Source organism: Roseateles sp. P5_E1 (assembly GCF_054049335.1).
This window is the reverse complement of the sequence record NZ_JBFUMN010000005.1, coordinates 149,700-164,244: the sequence shown is the minus strand read 5'-3', so window position 1 is coordinate 164,244 and position 14,545 is coordinate 149,700. Positions and strand designations below refer to the sequence as shown.

Genomic DNA, 14,545 nt, shown 5'->3' with positions numbered 1-14,545 from the left:
CTGTGTGGTCCGTGAACTATTCCCGAGCCCTTCACGGCGGTGTCACGCCGACCGGCACGGCCTGTCGCAGCCCCATGCAGTTCGTCATGCGTCCCGGCCGGAGTGTCGCGCCGGGCCCGCGCCGCCCAAAGCCCCTGCGTACAGTGACTCCCAACGACAGACCCCGGCCATGACTCCCTCCTTCTCCCCCAGCCCCCAGCAAAAGCTCTGGATCGAGCGTTGGCAGCGTTTTTCCGCCACCGTGGTGCGGTATTTCCACATCTACGCTGGATGGCTGGTCGGCATCAGCTGGAAGCGTTTCGTGCTGCTGTCGCTGGCGCTGCTGATCGGCGTCAACGTGCTGAAGAACCTGCCTCCCTTCACCTGGCGCATCAGCGAGCAGGTMGAGGAGCATGACCACGGCGCCGTGCGCCGCCAGGCCAAGCTCGAGGCCGAGGCAAAGAAGGCTGCCGACCAGGCCCGCAGGGCGGTCGACAGGGCTGAAAAGGGCGGCAAGAAGGTGGGCGACAAGGGCATTCACTACGAGGTAAAGATCGACGAGCGTGGTGTGCGCATCCAGCCCGTGCGCTCCGCAGCCTCGGCAGCCAGCGCCGCCGAAGGCGACGACGGCGAGCCCAAGGCCAACGAGGCCCCGGCCATTTCCATCGACTTCCCCAAGAGCGCCCGTCCCGAGGACATCCGCGCCGCCATCGACCAGGCCAAGGAGCAGCTCAGCCAGCTCAAGCAGGAGGCCGAGGAGGTCAAGGAAGCCCAGGAAGCCGCCGCCGACGCCCAGGCCGCCCTGCAGCAGGCCGCCGAGGAAGCCAAGGACGCGCAGAGCCGCAAGCGCGTCACCATCGTGCATGCCGGCGACTCCCTGGTCGACCTGGCCATCCTGTGGATCCTGGCCTCCGCCGTCATCAAGGCGATGTACAAGGGCCGCATCCAGGCCGAGGTCAAGGCCGCGCAAGCCGCCGAGAACGCCGAGAGCGAGGCCCTGAAGCGCCAGGTCATCGAGGCCCGCATGGCCGCCATGCAGGCCCAGGTGGAGCCGCACTTCCTGTTCAACACGCTGGCCTCCATCGACCACCTGATCGAGACCGACCCGCCGCGTGCCAGCCAGATGCAGAAGAACCTCATCGCGCTGTTGCGGGCCTCCATGCCCACCATGCGTGAGGCCAACGCCACCGCCACCCGCGACCTGGGCCGCGAGCTGGCCGTCATCAAGCCCTACCTCGAGATCCTGAAGGTGCGCATGGAAGAGCGCCTGCAGACCGAGATCGATGTGCCCGAGGGCCTGCTGTCCGCCGAATTCCCGCCCATGATGATCCAGGGCCTGGTCGAGAACGCCATCAAGCATGGCCTGGAGCCCAAGGCCGAGGGCGGCACGCTGAAGGTCAAGGCCGAGATCGTGCACGGCAAGCTGGCCGTCACGGTCGCCGACACGGGCCTGGGGTTTGGCCGGGCCGCCACCTCGGGCACCGGCGTGGGCCTGGCCAATATCCGCGAACGCCTGCAACTGCTGCACGGCAACCGCGCCAGCGTCACCGTCACCGAGAACCAACCCAGTGGCACGGTCGTCACGATCACCGTGCCCTATCGCAGCCGCAACGACGAAGGAGCCACGGCATGAAAACCCTGTTCAAGATTCTGTTCATCGGCACCGCGCTGATGGTCCTGATGGCGATGTTCGGCGGCTTTGCGCTGCTGCACCATGGCGGCCCCGACATGCACATCGTGCTGGACGACGGCGAGTTCTTCCTCGGCGGCAGCGATGTCGGCGACTGGCTGGGCGCGACCATCGGCCTGTTCGTCGCCGGCATCATCTGCGTCATCGTCGTGCCACTGGTACTGCTGCTGGGTGTGGCCCTGCCGCTGCTCATCGTCGGCGGCGTGCTGGCCCTGGTCGTGGCCAGCCTGCTGGGCGTCGGCGCCGTGCTCGGCTCGCCGCTGATCCTGCTCGGCCTGCTGCTCTTCGTCGTCATGCGCAACCGCCGCCGCGCGAACGCGAGCAGGTCGACGCCGGTCTGAGCTAGTAGCATCGTCGGCATGAACACTGCAGCACCCATCCGCGCCGTTCTGGCCGACGACGAAAGACTGATGCGCGAGCAATTGCGCGCCCGATTGACCGAGGTCTGGCCCGAGCTGGACATCGTCGCCGAGGCCAAGAACGGTCTCGAGGCGGTCGAGCTGACCAAGGAGCACAAGCCCGACATCGTCTTCCTCGACATCCGCATGCCGGGCTTGACGGGCGTCGAGGCCGCCCGCCAGATCGCCCAAATGGGAGATGAGGGGGAGGGCTCGGGGGACGACGACTGGCTGGTGCCCGAGATCGTCTTCATCACGGCCTACGACCAGTACGCCGTCGAAGCCTTCGAGCAGGGTGTGGCCGACTACGTGCTCAAGCCCGCCGAGCGCGAGCGCCTGCAGCTGACGGTGGCTCGCATCAAGAAGCGCCTGGCCCAGCGCGAGGCGCCCTCCAACGACTTCAGCGACAGCGCGCCGGTGCCGCTGCAGCAGCTACTGCACAAGCTGTCGGGGCAGATGAACCCGGCTGGCAAGCCGCAATATCTGCAGTGGATCCAGGCCACGGTCGGCCAGGCCATCCAGATGATCCCGGTCGAGGACGTGCTGTTCTTCATCAGCGACGAGAAGTACACCCGGGTGCAGACAGCCAAGGTCGAGGCCCTGATCCGCAAGCCCATCAAGGAGCTGGTGGACGAGCTGGACCCGCAGGTCTTCTGGCAGATCCACCGCTCCACGCTTGTGAATGCGCGCGCCATCGACGGCATCACCCGCGACTTCCGCGGCCGCCAGCTGGTGGGGGTGCGCGGTCTGACCGAGAAGCTCGAAGTCAGCCGCAGCTATACGCACCTGTTCAAGGGCATGTGATGCGGATGGCGCCCGCCTAAGCGCCGATCAATGTCTTGGCCGCGGGTAGCAGCGCCCTGAGCACCGCTTGCATGGCATCGGCGTCGGCTCTGGTGATCGGTGGCAGCGGCGCGCGGTAGGTCACGCGGTTGCGCATGTCGTGCAGCCGTGCCAGCACACTTTGCTGTGCGGCGTCGAGCTTGAGGTCGGCGGCCACCCGTTGGATGGCGGTCGCGCGATGGCCGCCTGCGTCGCCAGGGCGCACTTCGTTGAATTCCAGAACCGCCATGACGACGCTGAACATGCCTTCGTAGGCAAGCAGGAATCTCGCGGAGTCGGGCATCGGGGCCGCGGTGGCGTCCAGCATGTCCTGCGCCGTGTGCAGGAATTGGGCGATCGCGGAGGGGCTCGACGCTGCTGTCTTGAAGCTGCCGATCTTCAGCAGCGCGTCGTACTCAACCGGCCTCGGCATGCAACGCCTCCATCAGATCGATCCGCGGACCTTGCCGCACGGCAGTCAGCACGGGGTCGTCGTTCTGAGCCCACTCCGCCGCCGTGTAGAGGTTGACGTGCACAGGTCGCCCGAGTTCGGCCTGAGCAGCGTCGAGCAGCGGCGATACGTCGAACAGCGTGATGTCGCCGACGATGGCAAGGTCGATGTCGCTCTCGCTGTCATCGGTGCCGGCGGCCACGGAGCCGAATACGAAAGCACTCTCCAGGCGATGGGTCAGGGGGTGCAGGGCTTGCGCGAGGGGCTGTGCAACACCTACCGTCTTCACAATCATGCGTCGCAGTTCGGGATACAGCAGAAACGCGGGGTTGGCCGCCAGCCGCCGTTGGTTGCCCACCCGCCGCTCGCGCAGCAGGCCACTGTCGACCCAGCGCTTGAGCACCGTGCTGCCAGCGCTGCGGCTGCTGCCCATGCGGTCCAGCAGCTCGACCGTGCCGAAATCGCGGTCGGGATGCAGCATCACGGCGCTCATCAGGCGCTGCTCCGCGGGCGATAGCAAGACATCCAGTGGGCGCATGAAATTCCTAACTCAGGAACGAATGTACCTGAAAAAGGAATGTCACATTACTTCTCGACGAACGCGCGCTCGATGACGTAGTCGCCCGGCGTCGTCGTGCTGCCTTCCTTGAAGCCGCGGATCTCCAGCATCTCCTGCATGTCCTTCAGCAGCGCGGGGCTGCCGCACAGCATGATGCGGTCGGTCTCGGGGTCCAGCGGCGGCAGGCCCAGGTCGGCCTGCAGCTTGCCGGTCTGGATCAGGTCGGTGATGCGGCCCATGTTCTTGAAGGGCTCGCGCGTGRCCGTCGGGTAGTACAGCAGCTGCTCGGCAGCGAATTCGCCGAGGAATTCGTGCTGGTGCAGGTCGACCGTGAGGTGGTCGTGATAGGCCAGCTCGTTCACATGGCGCACGCCGTGCACGACGACGACCTTCTCGAAGCGCTCATAGGTCTCGGGGTCGCGCGCGACACTGATGAAGGGTGCCAGGCCCGTGCCGCTGCCCAGCAGATAGAGGTTCTTGCCCGGCAGCAGATAGTCGATCAGCAGCGTGCCCGTGGGCTTGCGGCCGACGATGATCTTGTCGCCTGGTTTGATGTGCTGCAGCTTGGAGGTCAGCGGGCCGTCCGGCACCTTGATGCTGAGGAATTCCAGCTGCTCTTCATAGTTGGCGCTGACGATGCTGTAGGCGCGCAGCAGCGGTTTGCCCGTCTCGGTCTTGAGGCCGATCATCGTGAAGTGGCCATTGGAAAAACGCAGGGCCTGGTCGCGCGTCGTCGTGAAGCTGAACAGGCGGTCGGTCCAGTGGTGGACGGTCAGGACGGTCTCTTCGTGGAAGGCACTCATGGCGGTCGTTCTTGCGGACGGTTGGGCGGACGGTTTGGCGGGTTAACCCGGGTATTTTCGCCGGGAAGTGCTCACCCGCCGTCGCCAAGGGGTCAAGTCGCGGTTTCGATGCGCAGAAGCCTCGCCCCGGCACCCTCGCTGCGCTTGACGTCCTGGGGGTTGTACAGCGCGCAGGCTTTTAGGGACAGGCAGCCACAGCCAATACAGCCCGTCAGCCGCTCACGCAGCTGCTGCAGGGCCGCGATGCGTTCGTCCAGCAACGGCGCCCAGCCGGCCGACAGCCGCGTCCAATCCGCCTTGGTGGGGGTGCGGCCCTGAGGCAGGGTGGCCAGGGCGGCCTTGATCTGCGGCAGCGTCAGCCCCACCACCTGGGCCGCACGAATGAAGGCCACCCGCCGCAGCACGTGGCGGGGGTATTGGCGGTGCCCGCCGGCGCTGCGGCCGCCGGCGATCAGGCCCTCGGCCTCGTAGAAGCGCAGCGCGCTGGCCGCCACGCCGGCACGCTTGGCCAACTGGCCGATGGTCAGCGGTGCGGCGGGCTCCATGGCACTTGACTTCAAGTCCACTTGAACTTCGAGCATGGCGCCATGTTCCCACAGCCGACATTCGCCATGCTGACCAAGACCGCCACACCCGCGCCCGCCACGCTGGCCCAGCTGCACCATCTGCTCGACGCCGGTGCGGCGCTGGCGCCCACCTACCGGGGCCGACTGAGCAACCACCTGCCCATGGCCCAGCAGGCCTTGCTGGAGCTGGGCGCCTCGGCGACGCGGCTGCAGGCCTGGACCGAAAGCTACGAAGTCCACCTCGAACCACGCGTCGCTGCTCGCCCGGGCAGCGTCACGGTCGAGCGCGACCTGGGCCGACCCGACAGCGAGACCGCCTGGCATGCTCACTTCGCGGCGCGCATTGCGGAGATCGGTGCGGCCGGCACGTTGCGCAAGGCTCTGTCCCTGCTGCTGCCTGGTGTCGGTGCCATCGCCTTCCATGGCCTGATCCGCACCGGCCATGCGGTGCTGGCCGGCCACGAGGGCGAGCTGGCGGCTGGCCTTGCGCACTGGGCGGCCCACTTCCTGTCGCTGCCGACCACGGCCGACGGCCCGCCGCTGGAACTGGCCGATTGGCTGCCGGCGCTGAGCAAGCTGTCGCGTCCGGCCTACCCGGCAGGTGCGCTGATCCACGGCCGCATGCAGGCCTGGGGCGAATCGCCGGATTTCGCCGCAGTCGCCGGCCGGCTGCGCCATGGGCCGGACACACTGCGCGACCTGGCGCTGCTGGCGGCCCGCACCTATGCGGCGACCGGCAACTTCACCGTGCTGCATCTGCTGACGGCCAGCCACGCGATGGTGGTGCTGGAGCCCTGGTGGCCGGCGCCCCAGCTGGCGCGGGGCTTCAGCGTCGCCGCTGCTGCCGGCCTGCTGGCCAGCGGCGCCGAGCCGGCGCTGATGCTCGACCGCCCACCCAGCCGCCCCTGGCCGGCGCTGATCGCGGCGGCCTGCGAACAGGACGATGCCCATGTCATCAAGCTCACCCACGCCGCCTGGCGCCTGGGCCGGCGCTGGCCTGACCCTGCCTGGCGCCGCGCCGTCGAACGCGCAATTCCATTTTGATGGAAAACAAATTCCAGTAAACTGGATGAATGGATATCACGCAACGCATCGGCCGCCGTCTGCACGAACTGCGCTCGGCCGCCGGCCTGTCGCTCGACGCACTGGCCAACAAGAGCGGCGTCAGCCGCTCCAACATCTCGCTGATCGAGCGCGGTCAGAGCAGCCCGACGGCCGTGGTGCTCGACAAGCTTTCGTCGGCGCTCGGCGTCAGCGTCGCGTCGATGTTCGAGGCTGGTCCGGCACCGACCACACGCTCGCCGCTGGCGCGTGTAGCCGAGCAACCCGTCTGGGACGACCCGGCCTCGGGTTACCGCCGCCGCAACGTGTCGCCCGCCGGCGTGTCGCCACTGCAACTGGTGGACGTCATCTTCCCGGCCGGCCAGCGCGTCTCCTTCGAAACCTCGGAGCGTGATGCCGACATCCACCAGCTCGTCTGGATGATCGATGGCGCCATGGAGATCGGCCACGGCAGCGAGCAGTGGCAGCTGAACCCGGGCGACTGCCTGGCGATGCGGCTGGATGCGCCCATCCGTTTCCACAATCCTGGAACCAAGCCGGCGCGTTACCTCGTGGCCTTGAGCGGGGCCAAGTCATGGCGCTGAACCTCGTCACTGTCGCTCCGGACCACACTGACGCGCGCTTGCTGCTGGACGAGTTGTCCGCTGCACTGCAGGCGATCACCGGCGACAGCGGGCGCAGCGGTTTCGCGGCCGACGACGTGCGCGGGCCGCGCAGCCGTTTCGTCATCGCACAGGACGAGGCCGGCGCGGCGCTGGGTTGTGGCGCCCTGCGACCGCTGCAAGATGGTGTGGCGGAACTCAAGCGCATGTACGCCCGCCCCGGCTCGCACGGTGTCGGCGCGGCGTTGCTGACTCATTTGGAGTCATCTGCGAGGCACTTGGGCTACCGCGCCCTGTGGCTGGAAACACGCGCCGTGAACACCCGCGCCGTGTCGTTCTACGAGCGGCATGGCTACCGGCGCATCGACAACTTCGGCCGCTACGCAGGCAACGCGGCGGCGGTGTGTTTTGGCAAGGAACTAGACATGGCCGTCACGATCAAAGAACTGGATGCGGCGCAGGCCGAGGCGCGCATGGACGAACTGGCCGTTGTGCTGCTCGACTGCGTGGCGGGTGGCGCCTCAGTGGGCTTCATGGCCGACCTGTCGACCGAACGTGCTCGGGTGTTCTGGCAAGGCGTGGCAGGGCAGGTGGCTGACGGCAAGCGGCACCTGTTCGTGGCGCTGGATGACGCCGGGCGGGCGTGCGGCACGCTGTCTCTCGTCGTCGACATGCCCGACAACCAGCCGCACAGGGCCGACGTGTCCAAGATGTTGGTTCATCGCAGCGCGCGCCGGCAGGGTGTGGCCGAACACCTGCTGCGGGCGCTGGAGGTAAAGGCTCGTGAGTTGGGCAAGACGACGCTGGTGCTGGACACCGTCACCGGCAGCGATGCTTCGCGGGTCTATGAGAGAACGGGTTGGCAGCGAGCGGGCGACATTCCGAACTACGCGTTGATGCCGGAAGGGCCGTTCTGCTCGACGACCTACTACTTCAAGCCGCTCTGAACCCGATGCCTCTGCGTTCGCGGACTTCAGGCTTCGCTCGATGCTCCGCCTCCAGTTGAGCCAAAAACTCATCCGGCGTGAATGCCTCGCCGAGGATCTCGACCTGGTTGCGCACGGCCGCGAAGTCGCCATGCGTCAGGCAGTCCATCGCCACCAGCCGTGAGCGCTGCTCATCGGCCGGGGCGGCGCCCGCCTCGCGCTCGAACATCGCCACGCGCTGTTCGGGCTTGAGCGCCTTGAAGCGGATCTTGAACGCGAAGCGCCGCAGCGCCGCCTCGTCGAGGTCGTCGAAGAGGTTGGTCGTGCAGATGAAGAGGCCGCTGAAGCGCTCCATGCCGGCCAGCATCTCGTTGACCTCCGACACCTCGTAGTTGCGCTCGGCATGCTTGCGGCTGCGCAGGAAGCTGTCGGCTTCATCCAGCAGCAGCACGGCGCCTTCGGTCTGGGCCGTTTCGAACATGCGCGCCATGTTCTGCTCGGTCTCGCCGACGAATTTGCTGGCGATGTCGCTGGCGCGCCTGACCATGAGCGGCCGGCCCAGGGCCTGGGCGATGTGCTCGGCCAGGGCGGTCTTGCCGCTGCCGGGTGGCCCGTAGAAGCAGAGTTGACCCGCGCCCTTGCGGCGCAATGCCTCGACGATGCGCGGGATCTCGAAGCGGCTTTCGCAGTTCAGCAGATCCAGTGCGTAGCTGGTGACGCAGGGCCGGGCCATGCTGCTGCCGTCGTCGCGGCCCAGGGCCTTGTCGGCGTTGAGCAGCTGGCGCTCGATCAGTTTCTCGGCGTCGTCGGCCGAGCCGGCCAGCTGGGCGAAGCGTACGGCTGTGCGGATCTGCGCGGGCGTCAGGCCCGGGCGTTCCGCCAGCTTGGCGATGAAGCCTTCGCTGACGGGCACCTCACCCAGCGCCTTGGCCACCAGCCCCTTGCGGGCGCCGGGCGGCGGCGACTTCAGCTCCAGGTGGTACTGGAAGCGGCGCCGGAAGGCCGGGTCGATCTGCTCGATGCGGTTGGTGACCCAGATGACCGGCACCGGGTTGGTTTCCAGGATCTGGTTGACCCAGGCCTTGCCGCTGACCGAGTTGCCGACCCCGCCTTCGCCGCTGGCGTCCAGCCGGTTCAGCAGCGAGGCTGTGTCGCTGGACAGCGGCGGGAACACATCCTCGACCTCATCGAACAGCAGGGCCACATTGGCGCTGGCCTTCAGGAAGACCTGGCTGATCTGCAGCGAACGGTAGCGGTCGCGGCCCGACAGTGAGTTGCCATCGCGGTCGGCATACTCGACCTCGTACAGATCCAGCCCCGCGGCTGCGGCAGCCACCTTGGCCAGCTCCGTCTTGCCCGTGCCCGGCGGGCCGTACAGCAGCACGTTGACGCCGGTCGCGTGCGTGGTGACGGCCTGGCGCAACAGGCCTTGCAGCAAGCTCAGGTCATCACTGACGAACTGGAAATCACTGGCGCCCAGCGTGCTCAGCGTGGCGGGCCGCGTGAAGACGGCCATCAGGTCATGCGGGCCCTGGTATTCGCGCATCAGCACCGGCGGCAGCTGGTCGCTGACTTTCATCAGGTCGGCCAGGTCGGTGATGTTGTGCTCGGAGATCAGGTTCTCGACCATGCCGATGCGCTCGAGGCGTGAACCGGCGCGCAGCGCCTCGGCGACCTCGCGTTCGTCCACGCCGGCAACGGCGGCGATTGCCGCGAAGGCTTCCTGCGCGGTGTTGACCTTGAACTCGACCAGCGCCCCGCGCAGCTCACGCTGGTAGCGGGCGAGGGTGCCGTACAGCAGGATGGCCCGCTCGGCGGGGTTGAGCTGCAGCAGCGTGCCCAGCGCAGCGATGTTCTTCTCGACCAGCGTCGACTCGCGCTTGAGCTGGCGGTCCAGGTACTCGCAGGTGGTGGCCAGCAGGGCCATCATGTCCTTGGGCGCATCCTTGACGTATTCGTCTAGGTAGAAGAACAGTGTGGCTTCCGAGAAGGGGCCGCTCCATTGGCCGAAGCGGTCGAGGAAGGCTTCGTCACTCAGCGCATCGTGGCCGCGCCACAACTCGTTGCCGGCGCAGCGCTGGCCCAGATAGCCGCGCAGCCTTTGCAGCACACGCGTGGGCCAGACGAGATGGCGGCCCGTGAAGGACAGCAGGCCGTTGAAGTCGCGCCGCAGGTTGAAGCGGCCGGCGTGCCTGACGGTCAGCGTCAGCACGAACTGCGAGCACATGCGGTCCAGCACCGGAGCGCTGTCCAGGCCGGGCGAGGGCAGCAAGCGGGCAGATGCCCGGGCGGCTGTCTCAGCGGCGACTCGCTTCACCATTCGATGGGCTCCTTGCGCAGCCTGCAGCGGCGGCGCGGACCCATCTTGTATCAGGCTTGGCGGCAGAGCAACGTCAGATCGGCCCCCTAAACGTTCAGTGCATCACGACCGGTTGCTGGCCCATCACGGCATAGCGCTCGATGAAGGCGTCCAGTTCGTCCTCGGAAGGCTCGCCGTCGTCGATGAGGGCCTGAACGCCTTGCTGGAAGGATTCGGCCAGGGCGCCTTCGATGAAGATTTCCTTGCGGGCGAACTTGTCGACGATCTCAAAACCGCCTCGGTTCAGCTGGGGGCCCGACTCCACCGCCTGAAGCTCGGTGTGCGGCACGTCGAACTGGACGACGATGAAGCTGTCGGAGTTGTAAAGCATGTGCATGGAGTTCTCCTCAGGGCTTCAACTGCGGGTGGGGCCCGGTGTTTCAAGCCCCGCTTGGTTCAGATACTGGCAGAACGCCCCGCTGTTCGGGTCATCCCATGACCCAGCAACGTGTAGGAAGCGTCAGGAGTTCACGTCGGACAGACGGATCTCGAAACCGCGCGTTTCGGGGTCGCCCTGGCGCAGGCGGACCGGCCAGTAGCCGCGGTTGGGGTCCAACCACAGCTCCACGCCAGGGTCTCGCTCACCCAGCGGCAGGCGTCGCAGATGCAGGCTGCCGGCGTCTTCAGGCGTCGCATCCACGGTCTCGAAGCTCCATTCGCGCAGTTCGCCGCGCAATCCGGCCACCCAGACACGCCAGCGCCCACCCGGTGTCGGGGCGGCCTGCACCAAGGCGGCGAGTTGCAGCCACCAGGACAGGCGGTCCTGCGCGCCCTCTGGCAGTTCGAGCTGGGCCGGGTTGGCCGAGAAGCTGACACGCCGCCCTTCGGCATCGAAGTTGATGGCCTGGCGGTCCTGACCGCCGCGCTGCAGCGCGAAGCGTTCGGGGGCCAGGCCCGCACTGCCGGTATGGCCCAGGCTTTCCAGGGCCGGCAGCGCGCGCTCGCCGATGCGGCGGGTCAGGCGCAGGCTGTAGCGGCCATCGGCTTCGGGGCGCCAGTCCAACAGCGCCTCGCCGTCCTGGCCGCTTTGGCGAAGGCGGTAGTGCCAGGCGGCTGGGCCGGCCAGGCGCAGCGGCGGGGCCTCGGGGGCGGCGATGGGGGCTTCAACGGCGGGCATCGGTGGCCTGGCGCTGGCGCGGGGCGAGCGGGCCTGAGGCAAGGGCCGGGTGGATGGGGTGGGCTCGGGCAGGGCCATGGGCAGCGTCGGCGGCTGCAACAACGCGATGCTGACGGCCCGCGCCGGCCGAGCGGCGCTGTCGTCGCGCACCCGCTCACCGCCCAGCAGCAGCGCGTGGGCGAGCAGGCTGGCCGCCAGTGCAACCGTGGCGGCGCGGGGGAAGGGCAGGGCGGCGCGCATCGCACAATGCTGCCATCACCCTGAACTCCCGCTCATGAAACTCGCCAGCTACGCCGACGGCTCGCGCGACGGCCACCTCGTCGTCGTGTCGCGCGACCAGACCCAGGCGCATTACGCCACCGGCATCGCCACGCGCTTGCAGCAGGTCCTCGATGACTGGGGCTTCCTGTCGCCGCAGCTCGAAGACCTGGCCGTGCAGCTGAACCACGGCAAGCTGCGCCACGCCTTCGCTTTCGAGCCCGAGAAATGTGTCGCGCCTCTGCCACGCGCTTATGGCTGGGCCGTTGCCGACGCCGAAGGCGGCGTGCGCCGCGAAGCTGGTCAGTTCCATGGCGCGCATCAGCCTTTGAGGGCGCCGGCGGCCTGCGAGCCGGCCCTTGCCGTCATCACGGGCGACCTGGCGGCAGCGAGTGATGCCGCCTCGGCACTTGATGCCATGCGTCTGCTGACTTTTGCCGTGGACTGGCGCCTGGACGGCGAATTGATCGCCACCCACTGCGCGCCGTTGGCCGTCACGCCTGATGAGTTGGGCGAGGCCTGGGGCGCCGGCCGTCTGCAGGCCCGCCTGGTGGCCCTGCACAACGGCGCCAAGCTCGATCCGCGCGACGTGGCTGCCCTGCCCGGTGACGCACTGGCGCGTCTGGCCCGCTTGCGGGCGCTGCGCGCCGGGCAGTTGGCCGGCTCGGCCCTGGGCGCGCTGGAGCTGCCGCTCGCGCCCGGTGACAGTCTGCGCCTGGACCTCAAGTCCGCCGACGGCCAGCACAGCCTGTTCGGCGCCATCGACATCGATCTCGCACCGCCACCCGCATCCGTATGAGCCAAGCCATCATCATTGACACCGACCCGGGCCAGGACGACGCCATCGCCCTGCTGCTGGCCGCTGCCAGCCCGGAGCTGGAACTGCTCGGCGTGACCACGGTAGCCGGCAATGTGCCGCTGGCGCTGACGACACTGAACGCCCGCAAGGTCTTGGAATTGGCCGGCCGGCGCGACGTGCCCATCTGCGCCGGTGCCGACAGGCCGCTGGACGTGCCCCTGGTCACCGCCGAGCATGTGCATGGCGACACCGGCCTGAACGGCGTCGAGCTGCCCGAGCCGACGCTGGCCCTGGACCCGCGCCATGCGGTCGACTTCATCATCCAGACCCTGCGCGAGCGCGAGGCCGGCACCGTGACGCTGTGCCCGCTGGGGCCGCTGACGAATATCGCCCTGGCCCTGCGCCAGGCGCCCGACATCGCGGCGCGCATCCGCCGCATCGTGCTGATGGGCGGCGGCTTTTTCGAGGGCGGCAACGTCACGCCGGCCGCCGAGTTCAACATCTATGTCGATCCGCAGGCGGCCCATGAGGTGTTCACGAGTGGCGTGCCCATCACGATGGCGCCGCTGGACGTCACCCACGAGGCGCTGACGACGGCGGCCCGCATCGAGGCCATCCGCGCCTTGGGCAACCGCGTTGGCGGCGTGGTGGCCGCCTGGATGGAATTCTTCGAGCGCTTTGACGAGGAGAAATATGGCCAGGACGGCGGCCCGCTGCACGACCCCTGTGTCATCGCCTGGCTGCTGGCGCCTGAGCTGTTCACCGGCCGGGACTGCAATGTGCGCGTCGAGACCCGGAGCGAGCTGACGCGCGGCATGACGGTCATCGACTGGTGGGCCGTCACCGGCCTGCCTGCCAACGCCCAGGTGCTGCGCCATGTCGATGCCGACGGCTTCTTCGCGCTGCTGACCGAGAGGCTGTCGGCTCTGCAGTGAGTGCGTCATTGAGCGAAAGCCGGGATGGTCTGGCAGGGCAAGATCCAGAACTCCATTAGTACGCGCTTGACGCATAGATGATGTTCAAACGGGTGTCGACATCATTTATATCCGGTGAGACACTGGCCGCTCGAGGGGGGACACCGCAGCGCCCGGGGGTGGAAGAGGCGCATCGTCGCGCGACGGCGCGTCGAGGAGACATCGATGCCGACCAGAGACAAGCTGCTGGAGGTCATCGCATTGCAGACCGAGGTGGCCGGACTGGGGCTGGACCTGGACTTGGACCTGGGGCGCCTGCTGGACCGCGTCGTCAAACGCACCCTGAGCCTGGTGGATGCGGACGGCGCTGCCCTGGAGATGGCCGAGGGCGACGAGATGGTCTACCGCGCGGCAGCCGGCATGGCGGAGGGCAGCCTGGGCCTGCGGCTCAAACGCAGTCACAGCCTGTCGGGCCTGTGCGTCGCCCAGGGGCGGGCGCTGCGCTGCGACGACGCACTGCTCGATCCGCGCTGCGACCGCGCCGCCTGCGAGCGCCTGGGCCTGCGTGCCATGGTCGTCGTGCCGCTGCGTCATCACGGCGTGACGGTGGGCGTGCTGAAGGCCATGTCCAAACGCGAGGGTCATTTCGCTGACCGGCATCTGTCCCTGCTGGGGCTGGTGTCCCAGCTCGTCGCCGCGGCCATGTATTTCGCCACCCGCTATGCGCCCGCCGAACTCTTCCACAAGGCGACGCATGACGGGCTGACGGACCTGCCCAACCGCTCCCTCTTCCTGGATCGCCTGCATGCCTCGCTGGCCCAGGCCATGCGGGACGGCCAGCCGCTGGCCGTCATGATGCTGGACATGAACGGCCTCAAGCGGATCAACGACGGCTTCGGTCACCGTGCCGGCGACGCGGCGCTGTTGGAGTTCGCGCGCCGCCTGGTTGGCGGCCTGCGCCAGTCCGACATGGCGGCGCGGCTTGGGGGTGACGAGTTCGGCGTGCTGCTGCGGCCGCTGGCGGCCGACGGCGGCCTGGAGGCGACGATGCAGCGGCTGGCGGCGCATCTCGACGGCGGCTTCGAGTTCGAAGGTCGGCTGCTGCAGGTCGGTGCCAGCATGGGCACGGCCTGCTTCCCCGAGGATGGGATGGATCTCGGCCGGCTCATCGAGCTGGCCGACCAGCGCATGTACCGCCACAAGCGCGGCCTGCAGCACGCCCACGCCTGAGCCGGTGGCA

General features: G+C 68.1%; 16 protein-coding genes and 1 pseudogene. 10 read left to right on the top strand and 7 right to left on the bottom strand.

All coding sequences use genetic code 11. The features are described from left to right. Positions 1 to 169: 169 nt before the first annotated feature. Genes ACXJKJ_RS07885 through ACXJKJ_RS07875 form a run of 3 tightly spaced genes read left to right on the top strand, consistent with a single transcriptional unit; the run spans position 170 to position 2,871 of the window. Entirely contained in the window at positions 170 to 1,612 is a 1,443-nt protein-coding gene (locus tag ACXJKJ_RS07885) for a sensor histidine kinase (RefSeq protein WP_457389708.1), read from the top strand. Continuing rightward, positions 1,609 to 2,010: a hypothetical protein gene (locus ACXJKJ_RS07880; RefSeq protein WP_457322851.1), complete on the top strand. Its 402-nt coding sequence runs from the start codon at positions 1,609 to 1,611 to the stop codon at positions 2,008 to 2,010. The genes ACXJKJ_RS07885 and ACXJKJ_RS07880 overlap by 4 nt, the downstream gene beginning before the upstream one ends. 18 nt (positions 2,011 to 2,028) lie before the next feature. After that, positions 2,029 to 2,871, top strand: coding sequence for a LytR/AlgR family response regulator transcription factor (locus tag ACXJKJ_RS07875; RefSeq protein ID WP_457322850.1), 843 nt, complete (start codon positions 2,029 to 2,031; stop codon positions 2,869 to 2,871). A 16-nt stretch (positions 2,872 to 2,887) separates the two neighbouring features. Here the strand turns inward: ACXJKJ_RS07875 and ACXJKJ_RS07870 are convergent, their stop codons facing one another. The 4 genes from ACXJKJ_RS07870 to soxR all read right to left on the bottom strand — a co-directional run bounded on the left by ACXJKJ_RS07870 (position 2,888) and on the right by soxR (position 5,283). Beyond that, positions 2,888 to 3,322 carry a hypothetical protein gene (locus tag ACXJKJ_RS07870; protein ID WP_457389707.1) on the bottom strand — a complete coding sequence of 145 codons (435 nt, stop codon included), beginning with the start codon at positions 3,320 to 3,322 and terminating at the stop codon, positions 2,888 to 2,890. After that, positions 3,306 to 3,878: a nucleotidyltransferase domain-containing protein gene (locus ACXJKJ_RS07865; RefSeq protein WP_457389706.1), complete on the bottom strand. Its 573-nt coding sequence runs from the start codon at positions 3,876 to 3,878 to the stop codon at positions 3,306 to 3,308. The genes ACXJKJ_RS07870 and ACXJKJ_RS07865 overlap by 17 nt, the downstream gene beginning before the upstream one ends. A 47-nt stretch (positions 3,879 to 3,925) precedes the next feature. Further along, positions 3,926 to 4,702 (bottom strand): ferredoxin--NADP reductase, encoded by a 777-nt coding sequence (locus tag ACXJKJ_RS07860; protein ID WP_457389705.1) that lies wholly within the window; start codon positions 4,700 to 4,702, stop codon positions 3,926 to 3,928. 92 nt (positions 4,703 to 4,794) lie between these two features. After that, positions 4,795 to 5,283 carry a redox-sensitive transcriptional activator SoxR gene (gene soxR / locus ACXJKJ_RS07855; RefSeq protein ID WP_457389704.1) on the bottom strand — a complete coding sequence of 163 codons (489 nt, stop codon included), beginning with the start codon at positions 5,281 to 5,283 and terminating at the stop codon, positions 4,795 to 4,797. A gap of 30 nt (positions 5,284 to 5,313) precedes the next feature. Here soxR and ACXJKJ_RS07850 point away from each other — a divergent pair, with 30 nt between their 5' ends. The 4 genes and pseudogenes from ACXJKJ_RS07850 (at position 5,314) to ACXJKJ_RS07835 (ending at position 7,879) form a co-directional block, all read left to right on the top strand. Beyond that, positions 5,314 to 6,312 (top strand): questin oxidase family protein, encoded by a 999-nt coding sequence (locus ACXJKJ_RS07850; RefSeq protein ID WP_457389703.1) that lies wholly within the window; start codon positions 5,314 to 5,316, stop codon positions 6,310 to 6,312. Positions 6,313 to 6,341: 29 nt separating this feature from the next. After that, complete coding sequence (locus tag ACXJKJ_RS07845; protein WP_457389702.1) at positions 6,342 to 6,914, top strand: helix-turn-helix domain-containing protein; 573 nt, start codon at positions 6,342 to 6,344, stop codon at positions 6,912 to 6,914. Next, positions 6,905 to 7,279: pseudogene (locus tag ACXJKJ_RS07840) on the top strand (GNAT family N-acetyltransferase); the annotation flags it as partial. The gene ACXJKJ_RS07845 and the pseudogene ACXJKJ_RS07840, both read left to right, overlap by 10 nt. 78 nt (positions 7,280 to 7,357) lie before the next feature. Next, positions 7,358 to 7,879 carry a GNAT family N-acetyltransferase gene (locus ACXJKJ_RS07835; RefSeq protein WP_457389767.1) on the top strand — a complete coding sequence of 174 codons (522 nt, stop codon included), beginning with the start codon at positions 7,358 to 7,360 and terminating at the stop codon, positions 7,877 to 7,879. Here the strand turns inward: ACXJKJ_RS07835 and ACXJKJ_RS07830 are convergent. The 3 genes from ACXJKJ_RS07830 to ACXJKJ_RS07820 form a co-directional block, all read right to left on the bottom strand. Beyond that, complete coding sequence (locus ACXJKJ_RS07830; RefSeq protein ID WP_457351199.1) at positions 7,866 to 10,178, bottom strand: ATP-binding protein; 2,313 nt, start codon at positions 10,176 to 10,178, stop codon at positions 7,866 to 7,868. The genes ACXJKJ_RS07835 and ACXJKJ_RS07830 overlap by 14 nt on opposite strands. Before the next feature lie 94 nt (positions 10,179 to 10,272). After that, complete coding sequence (locus ACXJKJ_RS07825; protein ID WP_457389701.1) at positions 10,273 to 10,554, bottom strand: BTH_I0359 family protein; 282 nt, start codon at positions 10,552 to 10,554, stop codon at positions 10,273 to 10,275. 123 nt (positions 10,555 to 10,677) lie between these two features. Next, entirely contained in the window at positions 10,678 to 11,574 is an 897-nt protein-coding gene (locus ACXJKJ_RS07820; RefSeq protein ID WP_457389700.1) for a hypothetical protein, read from the bottom strand. A gap of 34 nt (positions 11,575 to 11,608) precedes the next feature. Between ACXJKJ_RS07820 and ACXJKJ_RS07815 the strand changes: the two genes are divergently transcribed. The 3 genes from ACXJKJ_RS07815 to ACXJKJ_RS07805 all read left to right on the top strand — a co-directional run bounded on the left by ACXJKJ_RS07815 (position 11,609) and on the right by ACXJKJ_RS07805 (position 14,535). Continuing rightward, a complete protein-coding gene (locus ACXJKJ_RS07815) occupies positions 11,609 to 12,391 on the top strand; it encodes a hypothetical protein (protein ID WP_056191804.1) in 783 nt (260 codons plus the stop codon). Further along, entirely contained in the window at positions 12,388 to 13,326 is a 939-nt protein-coding gene (locus ACXJKJ_RS07810; protein ID WP_457389699.1) for a nucleoside hydrolase, read from the top strand. The genes ACXJKJ_RS07815 and ACXJKJ_RS07810 overlap by 4 nt, the downstream gene beginning before the upstream one ends. Positions 13,327 to 13,530: 204 nt before the next feature. After that, entirely contained in the window at positions 13,531 to 14,535 is a 1,005-nt protein-coding gene (locus ACXJKJ_RS07805; protein WP_056191807.1) for a sensor domain-containing diguanylate cyclase, read from the top strand. The last annotated feature ends 10 nt before the right edge of the window (positions 14,536 to 14,545 follow it).

What these genes read in the sequence shown, in the direction of transcription:
- ACXJKJ_RS07820 (WP_457389700.1), bottom strand. Translation starts at nt 11,574, where the DNA reads ATGCGCGCCGCCCTGCCCTTCCCCCGCGCCGCCACGGTTGCACTGGCG.
- ACXJKJ_RS07835 (WP_457389767.1), top strand. Translation starts at nt 7,358, where the DNA reads ATGGCCGTCACGATCAAAGAACTGGATGCGGCGCAGGCCGAGGCGCGC.
- ACXJKJ_RS07865 (WP_457389706.1), bottom strand. Translation starts at nt 3,878, where the DNA reads ATGCGCCCACTGGATGTCTTGCTATCGCCCGCGGAGCAGCGCCTGATG.
- ACXJKJ_RS07815 (WP_056191804.1), top strand. Translation starts at nt 11,609, where the DNA reads ATGAAACTCGCCAGCTACGCCGACGGCTCGCGCGACGGCCACCTCGTC.
- ACXJKJ_RS07850 (WP_457389703.1), top strand. Translation starts at nt 5,314, where the DNA reads ATGCTGACCAAGACCGCCACACCCGCGCCCGCCACGCTGGCCCAGCTG.
- ACXJKJ_RS07845 (WP_457389702.1), top strand. Translation starts at nt 6,342, where the DNA reads ATGGATATCACGCAACGCATCGGCCGCCGTCTGCACGAACTGCGCTCG.
- ACXJKJ_RS07825 (WP_457389701.1), bottom strand. Translation starts at nt 10,554, where the DNA reads ATGCACATGCTTTACAACTCCGACAGCTTCATCGTCGTCCAGTTCGAC.
- ACXJKJ_RS07870 (WP_457389707.1), bottom strand. Translation starts at nt 3,322, where the DNA reads ATGCCGAGGCCGGTTGAGTACGACGCGCTGCTGAAGATCGGCAGCTTC.
- ACXJKJ_RS07830 (WP_457351199.1), bottom strand. Translation starts at nt 10,178, where the DNA reads ATGGTGAAGCGAGTCGCCGCTGAGACAGCCGCCCGGGCATCTGCCCGC.
- ACXJKJ_RS07880 (WP_457322851.1), top strand. Translation starts at nt 1,609, where the DNA reads ATGAAAACCCTGTTCAAGATTCTGTTCATCGGCACCGCGCTGATGGTC.
- soxR (WP_457389704.1), bottom strand. Translation starts at nt 5,283, where the DNA reads ATGCTCGAAGTTCAAGTGGACTTGAAGTCAAGTGCCATGGAGCCCGCC.
- ACXJKJ_RS07875 (WP_457322850.1), top strand. Translation starts at nt 2,029, where the DNA reads ATGAACACTGCAGCACCCATCCGCGCCGTTCTGGCCGACGACGAAAGA.
- ACXJKJ_RS07805 (WP_056191807.1), top strand. Translation starts at nt 13,531, where the DNA reads ATGCCGACCAGAGACAAGCTGCTGGAGGTCATCGCATTGCAGACCGAG.
- ACXJKJ_RS07810 (WP_457389699.1), top strand. Translation starts at nt 12,388, where the DNA reads ATGAGCCAAGCCATCATCATTGACACCGACCCGGGCCAGGACGACGCC.